15 protein-coding genes and 1 pseudogene are annotated in these 16,256 nt (G+C 47.0%); 2 read left to right on the forward strand and 14 right to left on the reverse strand.

All coding sequences use genetic code 11. The annotated features are described in order from the left end of the window. Positions 1–109: 109 nt before the first annotated feature. From R7P36_RS12955 to R7P36_RS13020, 14 genes and pseudogenes are all read right to left on the reverse strand, one after another. Positions 110–802 carry an ABC transporter ATP-binding protein gene (locus R7P36_RS12955; protein WP_213899677.1) on the reverse strand — a complete coding sequence of 231 codons (693 nt, stop codon included), beginning with the start codon at positions 800–802 and terminating at the stop codon, positions 110–112. A gap of 22 nt (positions 803–824) precedes the next feature. Next, the gene (locus tag R7P36_RS12960; RefSeq protein ID WP_132936824.1) at positions 825–2,108 is read right to left on the reverse strand and encodes an ABC transporter permease; all 1,284 of its coding nucleotides are present in this window, start codon (positions 2,106–2,108) and stop codon (positions 825–827) included. A 2-nt stretch (positions 2,109–2,110) separates the two neighbouring features. Further along, on the reverse strand, positions 2,111–3,325 hold the full coding sequence (locus R7P36_RS12965) for an ABC transporter permease (RefSeq protein WP_213899678.1): 1,215 nt from the start codon (positions 3,323–3,325) through the stop codon (positions 2,111–2,113). Next, positions 3,322–4,593 carry a TolC family protein gene (locus R7P36_RS12970; protein WP_213899679.1) on the reverse strand — a complete coding sequence of 424 codons (1,272 nt, stop codon included), beginning with the start codon at positions 4,591–4,593 and terminating at the stop codon, positions 3,322–3,324. Before R7P36_RS12970 ends, R7P36_RS12965 begins: the two co-directional genes overlap by 4 nt. Continuing rightward, positions 4,586–5,719 (reverse strand): efflux RND transporter periplasmic adaptor subunit, encoded by a 1,134-nt coding sequence (locus tag R7P36_RS12975; RefSeq protein ID WP_065274694.1) that lies wholly within the window; start codon positions 5,717–5,719, stop codon positions 4,586–4,588. Before R7P36_RS12975 ends, R7P36_RS12970 begins: the two co-directional genes overlap by 8 nt. A 228-nt stretch (positions 5,720–5,947) precedes the next feature. Continuing rightward, positions 5,948–6,510: pseudogene (locus tag R7P36_RS12980) on the reverse strand (GNAT family N-acetyltransferase). A 3-nt stretch (positions 6,511–6,513) separates the two neighbouring features. Next, a complete protein-coding gene (locus R7P36_RS12985; RefSeq protein WP_165401637.1) occupies positions 6,514–6,939 on the reverse strand; it encodes a GNAT family N-acetyltransferase in 426 nt (141 codons plus the stop codon). 19 nt (positions 6,940–6,958) lie between these two features. Continuing rightward, entirely contained in the window at positions 6,959–7,714 is a 756-nt protein-coding gene (locus R7P36_RS12990; RefSeq protein ID WP_054866271.1) for a class I SAM-dependent methyltransferase, read from the reverse strand. Between the two features lie 25 nt (positions 7,715–7,739). After that, positions 7,740–8,372 (reverse strand): class I SAM-dependent DNA methyltransferase, encoded by a 633-nt coding sequence (locus R7P36_RS12995; protein WP_165935363.1) that lies wholly within the window; start codon positions 8,370–8,372, stop codon positions 7,740–7,742. A gap of 161 nt (positions 8,373–8,533) precedes the next feature. Further along, complete coding sequence (locus R7P36_RS13000) at positions 8,534–9,049, reverse strand: protein disulfide oxidoreductase (RefSeq protein ID WP_025767244.1); 516 nt, start codon at positions 9,047–9,049, stop codon at positions 8,534–8,536. Beyond that, positions 9,046–11,157: a protein-disulfide reductase DsbD family protein gene (locus R7P36_RS13005; RefSeq protein WP_213899680.1), complete on the reverse strand. Its 2,112-nt coding sequence runs from the start codon at positions 11,155–11,157 to the stop codon at positions 9,046–9,048. Before R7P36_RS13005 ends, R7P36_RS13000 begins: the two co-directional genes overlap by 4 nt. A 64-nt stretch (positions 11,158–11,221) precedes the next feature. Further along, a complete protein-coding gene (locus R7P36_RS13010; RefSeq protein ID WP_005376702.1) occupies positions 11,222–11,620 on the reverse strand; it encodes a hypothetical protein in 399 nt (132 codons plus the stop codon). A 102-nt stretch (positions 11,621–11,722) separates the two neighbouring features. After that, positions 11,723–12,325 (reverse strand): response regulator transcription factor, encoded by a 603-nt coding sequence (locus tag R7P36_RS13015; RefSeq protein ID WP_025767241.1) that lies wholly within the window; start codon positions 12,323–12,325, stop codon positions 11,723–11,725. 25 nt (positions 12,326–12,350) lie between these two features. Further along, entirely contained in the window at positions 12,351–14,183 is a 1,833-nt protein-coding gene (locus R7P36_RS13020; RefSeq protein WP_213899681.1) for a sensor histidine kinase, read from the reverse strand. 178 nt (positions 14,184–14,361) lie between these two features. On the opposite strand from R7P36_RS13020, the gene dsrO reads away from it, so the two are divergent. Next, the gene (gene dsrO / locus R7P36_RS13025; RefSeq protein ID WP_213899682.1) at positions 14,362–15,129 is read left to right on the forward strand and encodes a sulfate reduction electron transfer complex DsrMKJOP subunit DsrO; all 768 of its coding nucleotides are present in this window, start codon (positions 14,362–14,364) and stop codon (positions 15,127–15,129) included. Then, the gene (nrfD, locus tag R7P36_RS13030; protein ID WP_213899683.1) at positions 15,126–16,256 is read left to right on the forward strand and encodes an NrfD/PsrC family molybdoenzyme membrane anchor subunit; all 1,131 of its coding nucleotides are present in this window, start codon (positions 15,126–15,128) and stop codon (positions 16,254–16,256) included. The genes dsrO and nrfD overlap by 4 nt, the downstream gene beginning before the upstream one ends.

Consider the following 16,256-nt stretch of genomic DNA (forward strand, 5'->3'; position numbering starts at 1 on the left):
TCAAATCAAGATGTAAATTCTAAACAAGGCTGACTAAAACACCACTTCCAAAGTGACCATTTTCATAGGCGAATTACCTTTATTTTAGTAAAGCTCCAAACTGTGAATATCACTCCGGCACCCTATCCGAAATTACCTTGCCGTCTTTGATGGTGATGATGCGTTTAGTGCGCTCTGCCAGAGCGTTATCGTGCGTCACGATGATCAGCGTTCTACCTTCGGCGTGGAGTTGGTTGAACAAGGCTTCAATCTCTGCGCCGGATTTTGAATCCAATGCACCCGTTGGTTCATCTGCTAAGATGATTTGCGGATCGTTGACCAAGGCTCTTGCAATCGCGACCCTCTGTTTTTGACCACCAGAAAGCTGGTTTGGTTTATGGTCTAAACGATCCCCTAGCCCGACTTGCTCTAGCAATTTAGCTGCGCGCTGGCGACGTTCTTTGGCTTTGATACCAGAGTAAACCAACGGCAGTGCCACGTTATCAAGCGCCGTCGCGTATTCCAATAAGTTAAAGCTTTGGAAGACAAATCCGATCTTTTGGTTACGAATGCCAGCCAGCTCATTCGCACTTAAACTTGCGACGTTTTGGCCGCCAAGTTGGTACTTGCCATCGGTGGGCTTATCTAAACAACCGAGCATGTTCATCAACGTTGATTTGCCTGAACCGGACGGGCCAAGAATCGAAAGAAACTCGCCTTGATTAATGGTTAAGTCAACGCCGTCTAGCGCGCGAACTTCCGCCTCCCCGCTTGAGTAGTATTTACAGATGTTGGTCAGCTCAACAAGCGGTTTGTTCGACATGTTCTTTCCAGAGTTATTGTTGTTATTCACTTTGTAGCGCCTCCAACGGGCTGACTTTTGCGGCTCGGTTTGCAGGTAACCATGCAGATGCCACACCAATGATCACTAAGGTGAGGATGACAATCGCGACAACGACCCACGACAACTCAGGGACAGGTTTACCCAGTTGTTCATAAAAAGCATTGCCCTCTAAAGGAATGGAACTGATGGCAGACACCAGCGCGTACGTCACGGCTAACCCAAACGCCCCCCCCATCATCATTGTCAATAAAGACTGTACTAAATAGTGCATGCGAATAGCCGTTGGGGTTGCACCGACTGCCATGCGCACACCGATATCACGCGTAGATCGCTTTACGGTGGCATACATCACATTGGCGATGCCAACACCAGCAACAGCTAACGTCACGAAGCCGATAATGCCAAGGAAACTCTGCAAACCTATCAGAAACTGCTGCATACTCTTTTGCTTAAGGAACATATCATCGACTTGGACGACCTGTTCATCACTGACACTTGCCCCGTGTTTACGGGCAATCACTTGCCTGATCGTCTTTGCTAAGGCTTCTCGGTCTACATCCGCTTGTGGCTGCACATTGATGCCACCAATTTCACCGTTGACATGAAATCGCTTCCACGTCGCTAACGGCACAAAGCTGGAATAGTTGATAAGATCCCCCAGTTCTATTTGGGCGCTGTTTTTCTCCAATACGCCCACAACAGTGAACTCCTCATTGCCGATTTTTACCTTTTTCCCCACAGGGTTGACTTGCAATGTGACTGTCGCAAACCAACTAAAGTCCTCATTCGGGTTGAATAAGTCGGCTGCCAGTTCATAACCCAGTACAACGACTTTGCGCGTCTCTTTTTGATCGAGTGGGTTTAACCATCGTCCCCCCGCCATCGGCACCAAATTGGTCATGGATTGAAACTCGCTCGTGACCGCTAACGGCTCTTGCCACGAGCTTCTGTCACCAACGGTGATGCGCTCTTTCCACTTCGCCGTTGGCGCAACGCTTTTTACATCGGGTAACGCTCGAACAACCTCTGAATCGTCCATTTTTAGTGTCAGAAACTTACCTTGGTGAAAAGCACCGTGGTCGACGGTGGCCATCCCTCCGGTCAAATAAATCAAGTTGCCGTTACCATTTTGTGCGGTTTTCAATACGCCCTGACGAATACCCTCACCTACCGCCAACATAGCAGCGATACAAAGGGTCGCCCACGCTACTGCTAGAATGGTCAAACCCAGTCTCAGCTTTTCTGCGGCCATTTCTTGGAAAATTTGTCTCATCGGTAACAACATGGCTAAGCCCTCGCACTCAAAGCAATGACTGGCGTGAGACGTGATGCTCGCCTTGCTGGGAAATACGATGCCATCAATGCCAAGATAAGCGTCACAAGTAAAGACCAAGCAATGGAATCTGGCGTGATCACAGGCAAACCAATCCATTCCGGTAATCCCATGCTGCTTAGGACAGATACCACGGCATACGAAAACATCAGACCTAATGCCGTGCCCACAGCTACCAAAATAAGCCCCTCAAAAATAAACTGACTGAGTATGGATTTTTGAGTCGCCCCGATCGCCAAACGCACACCGATTTCACGCGTGCGCTCAGTGACGGATAAAAACATGATGTTGGCAACACCAAGCGCACCGACCGCCATGGTCATCGCACCGCTCGCTCCGAGAAAAATCTGAATGCCACGCAAAATTCCACTGATGACCGCCGCACCTTCACTAAAATCGGGTAATTCGACCGCATCTTTATCACTTGGGTCAAAATGAAGCTGCTTGGCGAAAAAATTTACGATATTTTGTCGAAATGACGATGCATCCATCCCTTCTCTCGGCTTCATCAATACCATCCAAGGTTTCGCATCCCACAAATCGCGGTACGTTGTTTGAGGAATGAAAACCGTGCGGCTATCGCCGAATGAAATGCCAGTGTCCTCACCAACGGTTATCCCAATCACCAAAAACGGAATGCCGTTGACTTTGAGCCTATCCCCGATTTGGATTCCGCCCATTTGCGCAATTTGATCGCCTAACACCGCCACGCGAGTATGGTTGTTCATATCACTTGGTGACAGGTTTCTCGAACCAGATTGCAGCTTGCGTTGCATTAAAGGAAAGTAAGACGTATCAATACCGCTGACCGTACTCGATAAATTCTGTCCTTTGAGATTGGTGATATTCGCATCCCATTTGGCGTAAACGCTCGACGCCTGTTGCACAAAGCCTGACTGTTTGATCATGTCGACTTTTTCTTGTGGAATATCAATTTGTCGCCTTGAAGGTAACCCTTGCCACGGTTTACTGGTACTCGACGGAAACACCACTTGCACATTGTTGATCATAAATGAAAACGACTGAGTCTGATGGCGATAAAAGCCTTCGCCAAGTGCGATTAACACCACCACAGAGATCACGCCCCAAGCAATCGCGATAATGGCTAGAACGCTCTTCATGCGGTGCGCCATCAACGTTTGCCAAGTTTGTTGCAATAGGCTGCTCATGAATGAAAAGCCCGAGAGATCAACGCCATGGTATCGTCATCGAGCTTCCCTACGGTTTGCAGTAAGCCGATTCTCTTACGCCAGTAGCTGTACAAGTTGGTTTGCAGACTGTTTTTCGCCTCAAACAAGCTGTTGTGTGCGCTGATAACTTCCGACACTTCAAGCAGGCCAGCGTCGTAAAGTTTCTCTTTGCTTTGCAACACTCTGGCGCGCGACTCAACCAGCTCGTTCGCTATCAAAACTTGATTACAGTTGATATCGACCTGCGTAAACTGCTGAATAACTCGTTTCTGAATATCAATTTCCACTCTACGCATATCTTGCTTGGCGCTTAAAATGTTCAACGATGCTTCGTCCACTTTCGCTCGCACTGCACCATTGAGGTCAATCGGCAAATTCAAACTAATCCTAGCGTTAAACTCGCCGTTTGAACGACTATCACCATCGCTGTAGCCCACACTGCCTTTGACGGTTGGGTAGTATCCACCTTTAGCTGAATCTTTCGCGAACTCGCTCGCTTTCACCATCTGCGCCGCCACCAACAGCTCTGGACTACTATCTTTCGCCAGCTTTAGCCATTGCTCCTGAGAGTCCACCAGCATCGGTGGCTGAATCAAAGAATCCGTTCGAATTTGGTCGACACTCTCCGGCATTTGATTGATTAACGCCGCAAGCTCTGCTTTTTTCACTTCGAGATCGGCTTTTGCATTGAGGATACTTGCTTGCTCAGAGACTTGATTCGCTCGCATCTCTTCAACATCAACCGACTTCACTTTGCCTGCTCGATAGCGTTTCTCGATGATGTTGAGAAGTTCTTTCCCCTCCTCCAGCTTGGACTGCGCCAATTTGAGGTCGCCCTGTGCGCTTGCCACATCTAGGTAAGCAGTGAGAAACTTCTGCGCAAGCTCGTTATGCGATTGAGATAGCTCTAACTGTGCTTTGAGATAATTGGCATTCGCTTGATCCAGTTCCGACCACAAACTGCTATCCCAAATAGTTTGAGATAAGGTAGCGCCGTAACTGTTGGAATGGCTAGAGGACTCATTCCAATCCGCTGACGCACTGGCACTTAAACCCGGCAATAACGCACTGCGGCTACTCTGTACGCCAACCTCGCCAAGCTGGACGCCGATTTTCGCTTTTTCGTAATTTGGATCGTTCTGCTTTGCTTGTTGCCAAGCTTGTTCAATAGAAATTGCGTAGGTCGGCAAACTGAGCGTGGCAGCCAACAATGCAAAGGCGATTGTTGATCGTTGCAGCTTAACCATGCGCCGCTCCCATCATGCTGTTGTCGATAACCTCTTCATCAAGCTCCACGCCGTCAAGCACTTCGACATTGATGCCATCTGACAGACCGAGTTTCACAGGTTGTTTATGAAACCCTTGTTCTGAGCTGTCGGGGATCAGAACATTCGGTGCGTCACCATCAAATTGCAGAGCGCGCTCCGGTAGAGTGAGCACGTTTTCAGACTTCTTCAGAATGATTTGAGCCGTCGATGAAAAACCAGAACGAAGCAACACATCTTGTGGGATCTTGAGTTCTCCCACTTCAACCTCAAAACCGTTATCAAAACTTTTTGCAGAAGCATTGCCCTCTGGTGAGTTAAGGTTCTCAGATTGAATCGCCACTTTGGTTAGCACACCAGAAATCGCCACATCAGGATAAGGCGCAACCGTCAACATAACGGGCATTCCCGGAGACAACTGCGCAGCATCATGCTCACTGACGCTACCTTTAAAAATCAGACTGTTCATGTCGGCCAATGACATCATTTCAGTCGCGGCTTGGCTTGATTGAGTCGAGATGATCGGCTCTCCGACCTCAACTTTCTGGTTGAGTACCGTGCCATCAATTGGCGCGTAGATCGTCGACGTTAAACGCGCATCACCGATAGACGCCTCACCACTGCGAATGAGTTCGAGATTCTGGCGCTTTTGCAATACGTCCGCTTGCGCAGATTTGACTGCCGAGCGCGCACTTACGTATTCGTCGTAGTTACTTGGAATAATGTCCTGCTTGACCAAGCTTTCTAAGTTGGACAGTTTTTGTTTGGCGGATTCCAGATCGGCTTCACTACGCATGAGTTCTGCCGATGCATCCGTTAATGCTTGGGGGGTTGGGTTTGGACGCACTTTGATCAGCGGCTGGCCTTGCTTCACCTTTTCACCAACTTTCGCGTAAATTTCACCGACGATACCGTCGATTTGTGACTTGATAGACACGGAGTGTGCAGGGACAATTTTACCAACAGCCACCGCTTGTTTTTCAATCGTGCCTTTTTCCACAATCAATGTAGGCAGTAATTCTGGTTGAGCGGCAGATTGGAGATAGAAGTACGCAGCACCGCCGAGCAGCGCAATGCTCACTGCGGAGACAAGCCAACGTTTCGTCATTATTTATTCCAAAAATTATTGGGTAGTCTAATGACTACTCCTAAAACACAAAGTTGAAGGAATAATATCCTGCTTTAATAGCGGTTTGGTTGTCACAGTTGGTATGGTTTTGTCAGTCACCTCTGACAATCAAAGACTAAAAAAATCTCGAGGAATCATTCAGCGAAGACGCTGTCTACGATGGCGACTGACAAGCTCTGTAACCGCTCGTTTCAACCGCTATCAATTTCATTCTGAACAATGTGCAAAATGGCGCTGTTCGATATCCTCCAATCGCATATCCATACAGTCTTGCGCCTCACGTCCTAGAGCAGGAAAAACTGCATGCGCTTTTAAAATGCTTTGGCTGATAAAGCCGCATTTCTCCAACACACGGATACTCGCGTGGTTGCCAATATGCGGGGCGGTGCGAATGCGCGTTATACCCAAGCTTTGCAGGTAGACAACGCCAAGTTTGCAGGCTTGGGTTGCATAGCCTTTTCCCCGATAGCGAGCAGAAATACCAAAATGGATTTCACTGCTGTCTTGCTCAGGTATCAGCACCAGACAACCAATTGGAGTTTGAGAAGTGAGTTCTTCAATAGCGAAGACTAATAGATTGGGAGACTTTTGATCATATTGAGCACGCCATCTTTCTCGCTAGCTTCAAGGGTTTGATTAACATTTTGGTGGACTTGGCGATTGAGGAAGCGGCATGCTTTCTCATCGCCTAAATAGTTTTCAAACAGGGGAGCAGCGTCTGTTGTTTTGAGGTATCTGATTGCCACTTGTTGAGATTCAACTCTCATCATGATTTAGCTCTGATAAACATTCGGTTTCCAGATTTGCATGAAGTTTTCTACTGGAGCAATAGGAGTGAACCCAAACTGTTCGTACAACCCATGAGCATCGCGGGTTGCAAGCATCATACGGCGTAAGCCTTGTAGTTCTGGATGAGCAACAATTTCTGATATCAACCACTTACTGATGCCTTTACCACGGTGTACCTCCACAACAAACACATCGGCAAGGTACGCAAACGTGGTACGATCGGTAATTAACCGAGCAAAAGCAACGAGTTGATTTTCATCATCCAAAACCGCGAAACAGAACGAATGGCGCAATGACTTCTCAAAGCGTTCTCTTGGAATACCCTTTCCCCAATAACTGTTTGAAATGAACTGGTAGATAACGTCTAAATCCATGTCATCTAACGACATAGTAATTCGAAATCCTTGCATTGTATCCCTCAACATTGATTTATATTTTCTCAGCCACACAGACAAGCGAGTTGGCATTCGCCTCAAATACTTGCGCTGACCAAGATTGGTACTTCTCTATGATTCTGAATCCCGCTTGTTCAAGGAAACCCTCTATGTCTTCTAGCGGACGATATTTTAAATCAATGCTGGAATGCTCAATCGTTCCACTTTCAAAATGGCGCTCTTTGTTCAAATACATGATGGACGTTTGCAAGTCATACTCGGCCTTCATACCGAAATAATTCACTTCACCATAAGTTGGAGAAACATAGGTTTGCCACAGCGCCATCTCATGATCCAATTCTAGATTTTCTGGCGTTGGTAACCGCGTATCGAAAACAAATCGCCCACCTTTTTCGAGGTGTCTTGATATTGAGCTCAGTGCACCTGCTAGCATCTCGTCACTTAAAAAGGCTTGGAATGCATTCCCTGTCATTATGGCTAGGTCAAACTTCTTACCTAACGAAAACTGGGTTGCGTCGAGATGAAGAAAACGCAAGTTACTCCTGCTTTTGGCTTTGTCCTTTGCGTGTTTGAGCATCCCTTCAGAAATATCAATGCCAATGGCTTCGTTGAGTTGCTCAGAGACTGGAATCGTGACAATACCGGAACCACAACAAACATCCAATACACTTCGAGCATTGGTTTCTTCGATTAACCTTGTGATGAAAGCAATGTCGTGATGGTAATGCTGGTCGTATTGAGCATCGTATTCAATTCCAGACCCGAACTCGGTTAAATCTTGTGTTTTCAAAAACAATCCTTGTTTGTTACTTATTTCAGCGGTGTGACTTTTTCTGCTCTAGCATCAAGTATCGACACACATAACCAACACCAGATACGTAACCAATCACATTTTCTAGGGAAACCACTTCCAACCCAGCTTGCTGACAGAGTTGCTCAACTTCACTTTCGGTATATGCCTTATGCACGACCGATCCACTATAAGTATTTCGAGGCAAATCTTGCCCATCCGGATCGTGGTATTGAAAGCTGATAAAACATCGTCCATTCGCAGTTAGCTTATGCGAAATGCACTCCAGAAGTTGTTGAGGCTTTGCTAGAAACTCAGTAAAACCAAGTGCGGTGATAAGGTCGAAGGTTTGCTCAAACAAAGGGGAAAATGGCTCATCGAGATTATGAACCGCGACACTTTGATAGAGGCTAGTTTGGCGCGCTTTATCAACCATTTTGGACGAGATGTCTAAGCCATGGATGGCGAGTTCTGGATAGTGACTTTTTACGACATGGCCGATACTGCCAGTCGCACAGGCTAGGTCGAGAACCGAGCCTTGCTCGATGGGAAAGGTTTTTAACTTCTCAGAAATCCAACGTGGACCGACGTAGTGACTGCCATCCACCAACTTTTGATAGCGATCCGACACATCATCATACATTTTTGCTACGTTCATCGTTTCCTCCTTGATAACCAGAACGATGCTCGAATGTAACACGCAATAAGCATCTAGACACTTATTGGTTAACTAGTCCTTTATGGAATGTGACCGACTGGTTGTTTAGGACAACAAAAAAATCCGATACTCTATATTTTGAATATCGGATTTTTATTGCGTTATCGAGCTAACCAAATTCTCGTTAATATTCCTATCGGAGTAGTAACGCCAGTTGTGACGGAGGAAATTTCACCATTTCTTAAAACATAAATGGTTGGGGTCACGCTAATTTTCCATTCGCGCATAATATCGCTTGAAGGATCGTTTATGTTTTCGAAACGATATTCTTTTGCCCTCATAAACTGCGCCACACGCTCATTCGGTCCCGACGATCCAGAAACGCCAACTACGGTGTAGTCATCACTCAGCCAACTCACGCTTGGGCTTACAAATTTACAAGCGGGACACCAAGTCGCCCAAAAATAAACAACGACAGGTTGTTCATAACTTTGCGCGATTGCATCGAAGTGTTCGCCATCGCTCAAGACTGAGCTCAATGGTGGTGACTCCTGTTTAGGAATATCTTTAGTGCGATACCAATCCATCGCGATGGAAATGACGGTGACAATGAGCACCATCTGTACGATTTGAACGAGCCAATATCGGAATGTTCTACGCCGCTTTGTCGAACTCATTGAATAGCTCCCCCACTCGCTTGCTTCACCGCACTTAAAACAACATCATCAGTCAGAATCACAGGTAACGGGATACCTTGCGGCGCTGCCGGGCCATAGACGATGTTAAACGGCACACCGTAACGCCCATGAGCTCGTAAAAAGTCAGTTACCGAGCCGTCCGGATGTGTCCAATCCCCTTTTAACGTCGCTACATTAGGGCTTTGCAGCAATGAGTAGACAGGATCTTGCCAGATCACACCGATCTTGTTCGCTTTACACGTGACACACCAATCCGCAGTGACATCCACAAACACCACTCGCCCATTATTGACGTGATCTTCAATCGCCGAGTTAGAAAGCTTCTGCCACGCTAAGTCCTCAGGAAGCGGTGTCGCCCATTGGTCGGCAGTGACACTACCAAGTAACAGGCCACCAGCTATCAACACTAATGACGCAGTTCCGGATACAGCAAGCGCTTTCTCACCATACACTTTCTTAACTCTTGCCATCATTACAACAAAAGCAACCACAGCGATGAGTGCAATCCATAACATAGGTACATGATTTGCCATTAATGAAAGTAGCCAAACGCTGGTTGCCAGCATCATTATGCCAAACGCTATTTTAACGACATTCATCCACGAGCCAGGCTTTGGTAGTTTCAGCGCGATATTTGGAAACACAGCGACTAAGAGCCAAGGCAGTGCCATACCCAATGCTAATGCTGTAAAGGTTGCAAATAACGTTAATACGTCGGCACCCAAGGCAAACGCCACGGCCGTTCCTAGAAAAGGCGCGGAGCAAGGCGTCGCAAGCAATGTGGCAAACATACCTTGAACATAGTGACCAACTAGGGAGTTATCACCTTTCGAGGCTAGCCATGTATTGGTACCCGATGATAGACGGACTTCAAACAGCCCCAGCATATTGGCCCCAAACAAAGTGGTGACCAACACCATCAAACCTAAGAACCAAGGGCTTTGAAATTGCACGCCCCAGCCAATGGCATTACCTGTTAGCTTAAGCACCAAAATAAAACTAGCGAGAATCCAGAACGACGTTAATATACCAAGTGACGAGGCAACAAACTGAGCGCGAATTTGACGACGCTCGATACCTTGAGCGGCAACAATACTACTTAGCTTCATCCCCAAAACCGGAAGAACGCAAGGCATGATGTTAAGAATTAAACCGCCGAGCAACGCGAATAGAAAAACACTCGTTAGAGACGTGCTTGGCAGCGGTTCAACTATTGCCTCAGCAGTTGCTTGAGTGGTTTCTTCTGCTAGTAAATTGGTGTCTTTGATGGTCACAAACAGCGACTGACCATCTAACTCCACATCGCCCAGCCAAGTATCAACGATATAGCTCGCGGTGACGATGTTTCCTTCTTGATGCATTCCTTCAAGCTTGAAGCTATAGTCTCGCGTTGCTTCATCGACACCATCCACCAGCACTTGTGGTTGTTGCCAACCCTGACTGTTCTGTAGCTTGATTTGTAGTTTCGATTGGTTTGCATCCCAACTCGCCTGAGTAACATCAATAAACGGCGATGGCTGCGGCACGTTACTCACTGCTTGAGCGTAACTGAACATCACGCCTTCATCGACTGTTAGATCAGAAGGCAAGAACGTCAATTGAATTTGATAGTCGGTCAGCACACAAATCGTCGTACAAGAAGAAAGTGTCAGTACCGCATCAATCGTGACAGGTCTGGACATGTCTTCGACGTGCAGCGTCATGGGGAACAAAGTATCGCCTTTATACCCAAGAGTCTCGATACCTAATAGTTCGAATTTTTGTGGGTGCGGCCATTGCCAATCCACTTTGGATAAATTTTGTGAATTTTGCCAATCAATAGATGGTGCTACGCCGCCCTCACCAGGTGAACGCCAGTAAGTTTTCCAGTCTCCGGTTAACTTGACATCCAAATAACCTGTAAGTGTTTTGGCTTGCGGATCTTGTTGACCAGTGAGCACAAAGCGCGTTTGCACTGGAGGATGTTGTGGGTTGGTTAGCCAACCTGTATCAGTAGTTTGAGCTGAAATACTCAGAGAGAGCAAACTCAAAGCAAGCGTCATAAAAAACATGAACGCAAACTGAGTCAGTTTAGTAATTTGATTCATAGTGATTCCTAGTTAAAAGACAAAGGTGCTAAATAACTGACGCTAGTGGTCAGAAAGCACGCTTTTATTCTCGGAACACACAGAAAGTCAGATGGACTCGATACTTACGGCCTATCGGTTCCGTCCAATGTTGCGCACCAATATAGGCACTGCACAACCAAATTGCCGAAGCAAAAAGACCGACAAACAGAACAACAATAAATACATCGAGTTGATGTTGAGAAAACTGAATTAACTTTTCAGACAATTCGCACTTGCTAGTTTCTTTAGTATCAATCGACTTGACGCTCGAACGCTCATCAGCAAGTGAAACCGCGGGCGATTCCGTCTCATATTTCATAGAGCATGACGATGCAAAGCCTGAATTTTGCATCAGACACACAACGACCACCCAGCCAATAATCGCCAGTAGCCATTTTGCCCGCTTATGTGGCGTGTGATGTCGTTTAGTCAACAAACTCATAAGAATTCAGATAAAGTAAGAACGAAGAAGATAATACGCGAGTCGTCATAAAGCTCAAGTTGTATCCTCTAAATAACCTTAAGAGGCTTCACTCGGTAACCTTTAATCTAGCTTGCCATAAATATATGCCAACTCTGCGACGGTTTTTGCCGAGAACTTCTTCAATAGATTAGCTCGGTGTACTTCAACCGTTCGCATTGCTATGCAAAGTTCGTCAGCAATACGAATATTGCGCTTTCCTTCAATAATCAAACGTAAAATGTCTTTTTCTCTAGGTGTGAGCGATTCATAAGCCGATTTAGCTGCTGCCATATCGAGGTTTGTGGCAGACTGCGCCTGTCCCTGCAAAATGGCTCGTGCCAGTTCATCGCCTTTGACTGGTTTTTGGAAGAAATTGACCGCCCCAGCTTGCAATGCATCGACCGCCATCGGAACATCACCATGCCCTGTCAGATAAATAACGGCTAGCGGGCTGTTGGCTTGATTTAAAATTTGGTGCACTTGCTGACCACGAAGGTTGGGCATTCGACTATCAAGGATCACGCATCCGGCCTGATGAATGTTCACTTTATCGAGAAAAGATTGCCCATCAGCAAAAGTCGTCACGTTGAAGTCATGCTCTTCCAGCATAAAAGCGAGCGAGTCACGCACCGATTCATCATCATCGACTACAAAAACAGGTAGCTGCTTTTCACCGCTGCTCATTGAATGCTCCTATGCCTAGTCCAGATTAGTTTTGATATGGAAACACAAGCTCAACCAAACAACCATGTGGTGCTGTCGAGCTGATGACAAACTCGCCACCATGCATTTCCATAACATCGCGACAAATGGCTAACCCTAGCCCAAGCCCTTCTTCTTTGCTACTCACAAACGCTTGAGTCGGATTCTCTTGCTGCAACCCTGTACCATTGTCTAACACTCGAATAGAGAGTTGACTGATTTGGTAATCGCAATGCAGGGCAATTTTACCTTGATAACCTGATGAGTGATATTTCTCTTGGAACAAAGTACACGCATCAATCGCGTTGCTGATCACATTAACTAGAACCTGTTGTACACCAACTGCATCGACAAGTAACGGACGAATGTTCCCCTCTGTACTGGTCACGATCGAAATGTTTTGCTTCTGCATTCGAAAATGGAGCAACTCAATCGTGTCATCAATGAGTACTTGAAGATCGCACGGCGCTTTGTCGACACTGCGCTTGCGAATCAACGTTCTTAAGCGCTGAATAATTGCATCGGCTCTTTCAACTTGCCCCTGTATTTTCTCAAGCACAGGGACAATATCTTCATGAGGGCGTTTTTTGGCCAAGCGAAGTAAACCGCCTTCACTGTAATTGCGAATTGCCGCCAGTGGCTGATTGAGTTCATGGGCAAGACTAGTGCCAATTTCCCCGACAATCGCCACTCTTTGCGAATGCTCTAACTGTTCACTTTTCTCTTTTAAGCGTAACGATGTCTGCTCCAACGCGTGCTTGCTCTTGCTAAATCGATACTCAAGCCAAAAGTGGTAAACGTTCAATACAATGACAAACATGAACAGCGCCCACGCCCATTCTTGATGACTACGCAGCCAGCGCAGTGCCTCACTCCACCAAGGTTGTTGCAACGGATGGAGATCCAACGCCTGATAAAGTTTGTCGATGCTCAGCAAGCTAACGGGGGAGGTCCAACCTGACGCGCCTGCCACAATAACCGCAGGGTGTTCAGGTGGCATCGCTAACAATACTTGCGCAATCTGTTTGGCAATCTGAGCTGAGCCGCGCTCTGTTTTGGCAAATGACCAGTTAGGATAAAGCGGTGTGGAAACAGCGCATAACGAGCGCTCGTTCGGCTGTTGATTTAAAACTCGGTAATTACCCGGTTGTAAAAGCCCTTCACTTAACATCTGTTCCAATAAACAAGCGGGGACGACGGCCGCTTCCACATTACCATCACGTAATTGATACAGGTTGGCATCAATAGGAAAACCAAGATAGCGGACATCAGAAAAGAAATCGTTTGGATTAAGCCCCATTTTGACTATTTGATAGCGCATCGTTAGATAACCACCAAACGCTTTTTCTGATACCGCCGCAACGGGACGTCCTGAGACATCTTGCACCGTTTGATAACTTGAATTGGCTCGAACCACCAGCGCCGAACCAATGCCGTAATTCGAGTTTTGTGGTGCTCTGCTGGTTAGCGTTGCCATCCACGACAGCGCGTATTGCCTGCCCAATCGCACTGCCTGACCTGGGTTGGTTAAGATGAAATCTATCTTCTGAAACTTCACCGCTTCGCCCATTTCATCCAAGTTAAGGGGATGAAGGACAAAATGCACATCGGAAATTTGCTGATTGAGCCAATCAATGGTCGGTTGCCATCTCTGCTCAGCATAAAGATGGCCGCGTATCGCTAACACGCCCACTTCGACTTTTTGCTTGACCTGTGGCTGCTCTGCTTTTTGCTCTTGCATTCCTTGCAGATATTCTTGTTCAGAAACAGCGCCCTGAGCCAAAGATGCAAAGGCAACTAAGCAAAGAATCCAAAGCTGAAGCCACAGTGCTTTTTTCATGATGAGTCGAATCGTTCCGTCAAGAGAGTGCGACAAGAATAACAGCTACCTTCCCTAAACCACATTTGTTTTAGATCAAGTTTGATCTGGGTATGTGGAAATCCACAATATAAGCCTCGCAGTGCATTTCTCACAATGGAATCAGTCAATTCAAATACAACAAAAAAGCAGGTGAGTTATGGATTCCACCAAACGTCGCTTTCTCAGCGCGGTCACAGCCGGAGCCGCGTTAATTCCAGTCGCAGGCATTGGCACGGCAACTGCGGGAAACATTATTCGAAATAACCAGTCCGCTGACCGAAAAGGACAAGTCGGGAAGCGTTATGCCATGGTGATAGATTTGCGTAAATGTGTCGGATGCCAGGCTTGCACTGTGGGTTGCAGCATCGAGAACCAAGTGCCTATCGGTCAATTCCGAACCACCGTAAAGCAATACGAAGTTACGTTAGATGATGGCTCTACAGCCACGCGAGAAGCAAAAACCTTTATGCTACCGCGCCTTTGTAACCACTGCGACAACCCACCTTGCGTGGCAGTGTGTCCGGTTCAAGCAACCTTTCAGCGCGAAGATGGCATTGTCATGGTGGATAACAGTCGCTGCGTAGCGTGTGCGTATTGTGTACAAGCTTGCCCTTACGATGCTCGCTTTATCAATGAAGACACCCTCACCGCAGATAAATGTACCTTCTGTGCTCACCGTCTAGAACAAGGTCTATTGCCTGCCTGCGTGGAAACCTGTGTTGGCGGAGCACGTGTAATTGGTGATTTGAATGATCCATCAAGTGAAGTTCGCCGCTTAATTGCGAAGCACCAAGACGATATCAAAGTGCTAAAGCCCAATGAAGAGACCAAGCCGCATGTGTTTTACATCGGCATGGATGAACGCTTCACCAGCCACATCGACGGGCAGCCAGCTATTTACGACCCACAAGGAGAGCGCGCATGAACATCACCGAAGTGTTAGTCCAACCTCAAGCAATGGCTTGGCTCCCGTGGGCGGTGCAGTACTTCTTTTACATCGGTTCTGCTTACGCTGCCGCTATTTTGTTCCTAATCGCACTGTTATTTGAGCAACACACCAGTCATCGGTTACGCGCCGCGCTGGTGCTAACGATGGCCATCGGCGCTATCGTAGGCCCGTTGGCGTTAACTGGCGACCTTCACCAGCCGGGACGAGCTTGGCATTTTTACGCGCACATCACGCCGTGGTCATGGATGTCTCTAGGCTCGCTGTTCCTGCCTGTTTTCTCAGGTTTAGCGGTAGTGACTGCATGGCTGTATCTGCATCAGGATCTTATCGCACTGCGAAATCAACCGGGAAAAGTACTACCTCTGTTATCTAAGTTGCCGCTTGGTGAGTGGGCTATTTCTCGCAAAGTGATGCTCACAATATCTGCAATCACCGTGTTATCAGGCTTAACCATCGCCCTTTATACTGGAGCTGAAATTGCAGTCGTTAAATCGCGCTCTTTATGGCACCAACCCGCGTCGCCGGTTCTTTGGTTTGTCACTGCATTTATGAGCGCGGTCGGATTTTCTCTGTTGATTTGGCTCTTGCTGCCTAGTCAGTCAAAGACACTGACATCTGGCGATACTAATTTACTTAAAAAATCAGTGGTTACCAGCGGTGTATTAACGCTGATACTGCTACCGATTTGGGCATCCAACAATTCCGCATTTTCGCTCTATTCTAGCGAACAGTGGATGCACAACATTGCCCTGCTCACTTTTGTCGTTTTAGGTTGTGTTTTGCTCGCTTTCATCTTCTTGCGCGATACCCAAAAGTCCGCATCAGCCAGATTTCGTCACGTCATAGGGCTCAGTTTTGTGTCTGCTGCCGCACTGGCAAGTGCATGGCTGATTCGCTGGTTTACCATCATGGAAGTGCAAATCATCGCCAAGTTCGATGCAGGGCTGTATCCATACCAACTCACTATGGATGGAAATGGCTGGATAGGCATTATCGGCATGCTCGGATTATGGCTTGCACTGGCACTGCTCGGTTCGGAGCTGGTTCAGCCAAAACAAAAGATCGAAGTAAAAGCCTCATCACTCACCTTAACTGAACGCTAA

Origin of the sequence: Vibrio sp. 397 (genome assembly GCF_033339395.1) — a bacterium.
Taxonomy (GTDB): domain Bacteria; phylum Pseudomonadota; class Gammaproteobacteria; order Enterobacterales; family Vibrionaceae; genus Vibrio; species Vibrio alginolyticus.

Excerpts from the sequence above, each read along its gene's own strand:
- R7P36_RS12955 (WP_213899677.1), bottom strand. The coding sequence starts at position 802 with ATGTCGAACAAACCGCTTGTTGAGCTGACCAACATCTGTAAATACTAC.
- R7P36_RS12960 (WP_132936824.1), bottom strand. The coding sequence starts at position 2,108 with ATGTTGTTACCGATGAGACAAATTTTCCAAGAAATGGCCGCAGAAAAG.
- R7P36_RS12965 (WP_213899678.1), bottom strand. The coding sequence starts at position 3,325 with ATGAGCAGCCTATTGCAACAAACTTGGCAAACGTTGATGGCGCACCGC.
- R7P36_RS12970 (WP_213899679.1), bottom strand. The coding sequence starts at position 4,593 with ATGGTTAAGCTGCAACGATCAACAATCGCCTTTGCATTGTTGGCTGCC.
- R7P36_RS12975 (WP_065274694.1), bottom strand. The coding sequence starts at position 5,719 with ATGACGAAACGTTGGCTTGTCTCCGCAGTGAGCATTGCGCTGCTCGGC.
- R7P36_RS12985 (WP_165401637.1), bottom strand. The coding sequence starts at position 6,939 with ATGCAAGGATTTCGAATTACTATGTCGTTAGATGACATGGATTTAGAC.
- R7P36_RS12995 (WP_165935363.1), bottom strand. The coding sequence starts at position 8,372 with ATGAACGTAGCAAAAATGTATGATGATGTGTCGGATCGCTATCAAAAG.
- R7P36_RS13000 (WP_025767244.1), bottom strand. The coding sequence starts at position 9,049 with ATGAGTTCGACAAAGCGGCGTAGAACATTCCGATATTGGCTCGTTCAA.
- R7P36_RS13005 (WP_213899680.1), bottom strand. The coding sequence starts at position 11,157 with ATGAATCAAATTACTAAACTGACTCAGTTTGCGTTCATGTTTTTTATG.
- R7P36_RS13010 (WP_005376702.1), bottom strand. The coding sequence starts at position 11,620 with ATGAGTTTGTTGACTAAACGACATCACACGCCACATAAGCGGGCAAAA.
- R7P36_RS13015 (WP_025767241.1), bottom strand. The coding sequence starts at position 12,325 with ATGAGCAGCGGTGAAAAGCAGCTACCTGTTTTTGTAGTCGATGATGAT.
- R7P36_RS13020 (WP_213899681.1), bottom strand. The coding sequence starts at position 14,183 with ATGAAAAAAGCACTGTGGCTTCAGCTTTGGATTCTTTGCTTAGTTGCC.
- dsrO (WP_213899682.1), top strand. The coding sequence starts at position 14,362 with ATGGATTCCACCAAACGTCGCTTTCTCAGCGCGGTCACAGCCGGAGCC.
- nrfD (WP_213899683.1), top strand. The coding sequence starts at position 15,126 with ATGAACATCACCGAAGTGTTAGTCCAACCTCAAGCAATGGCTTGGCTC.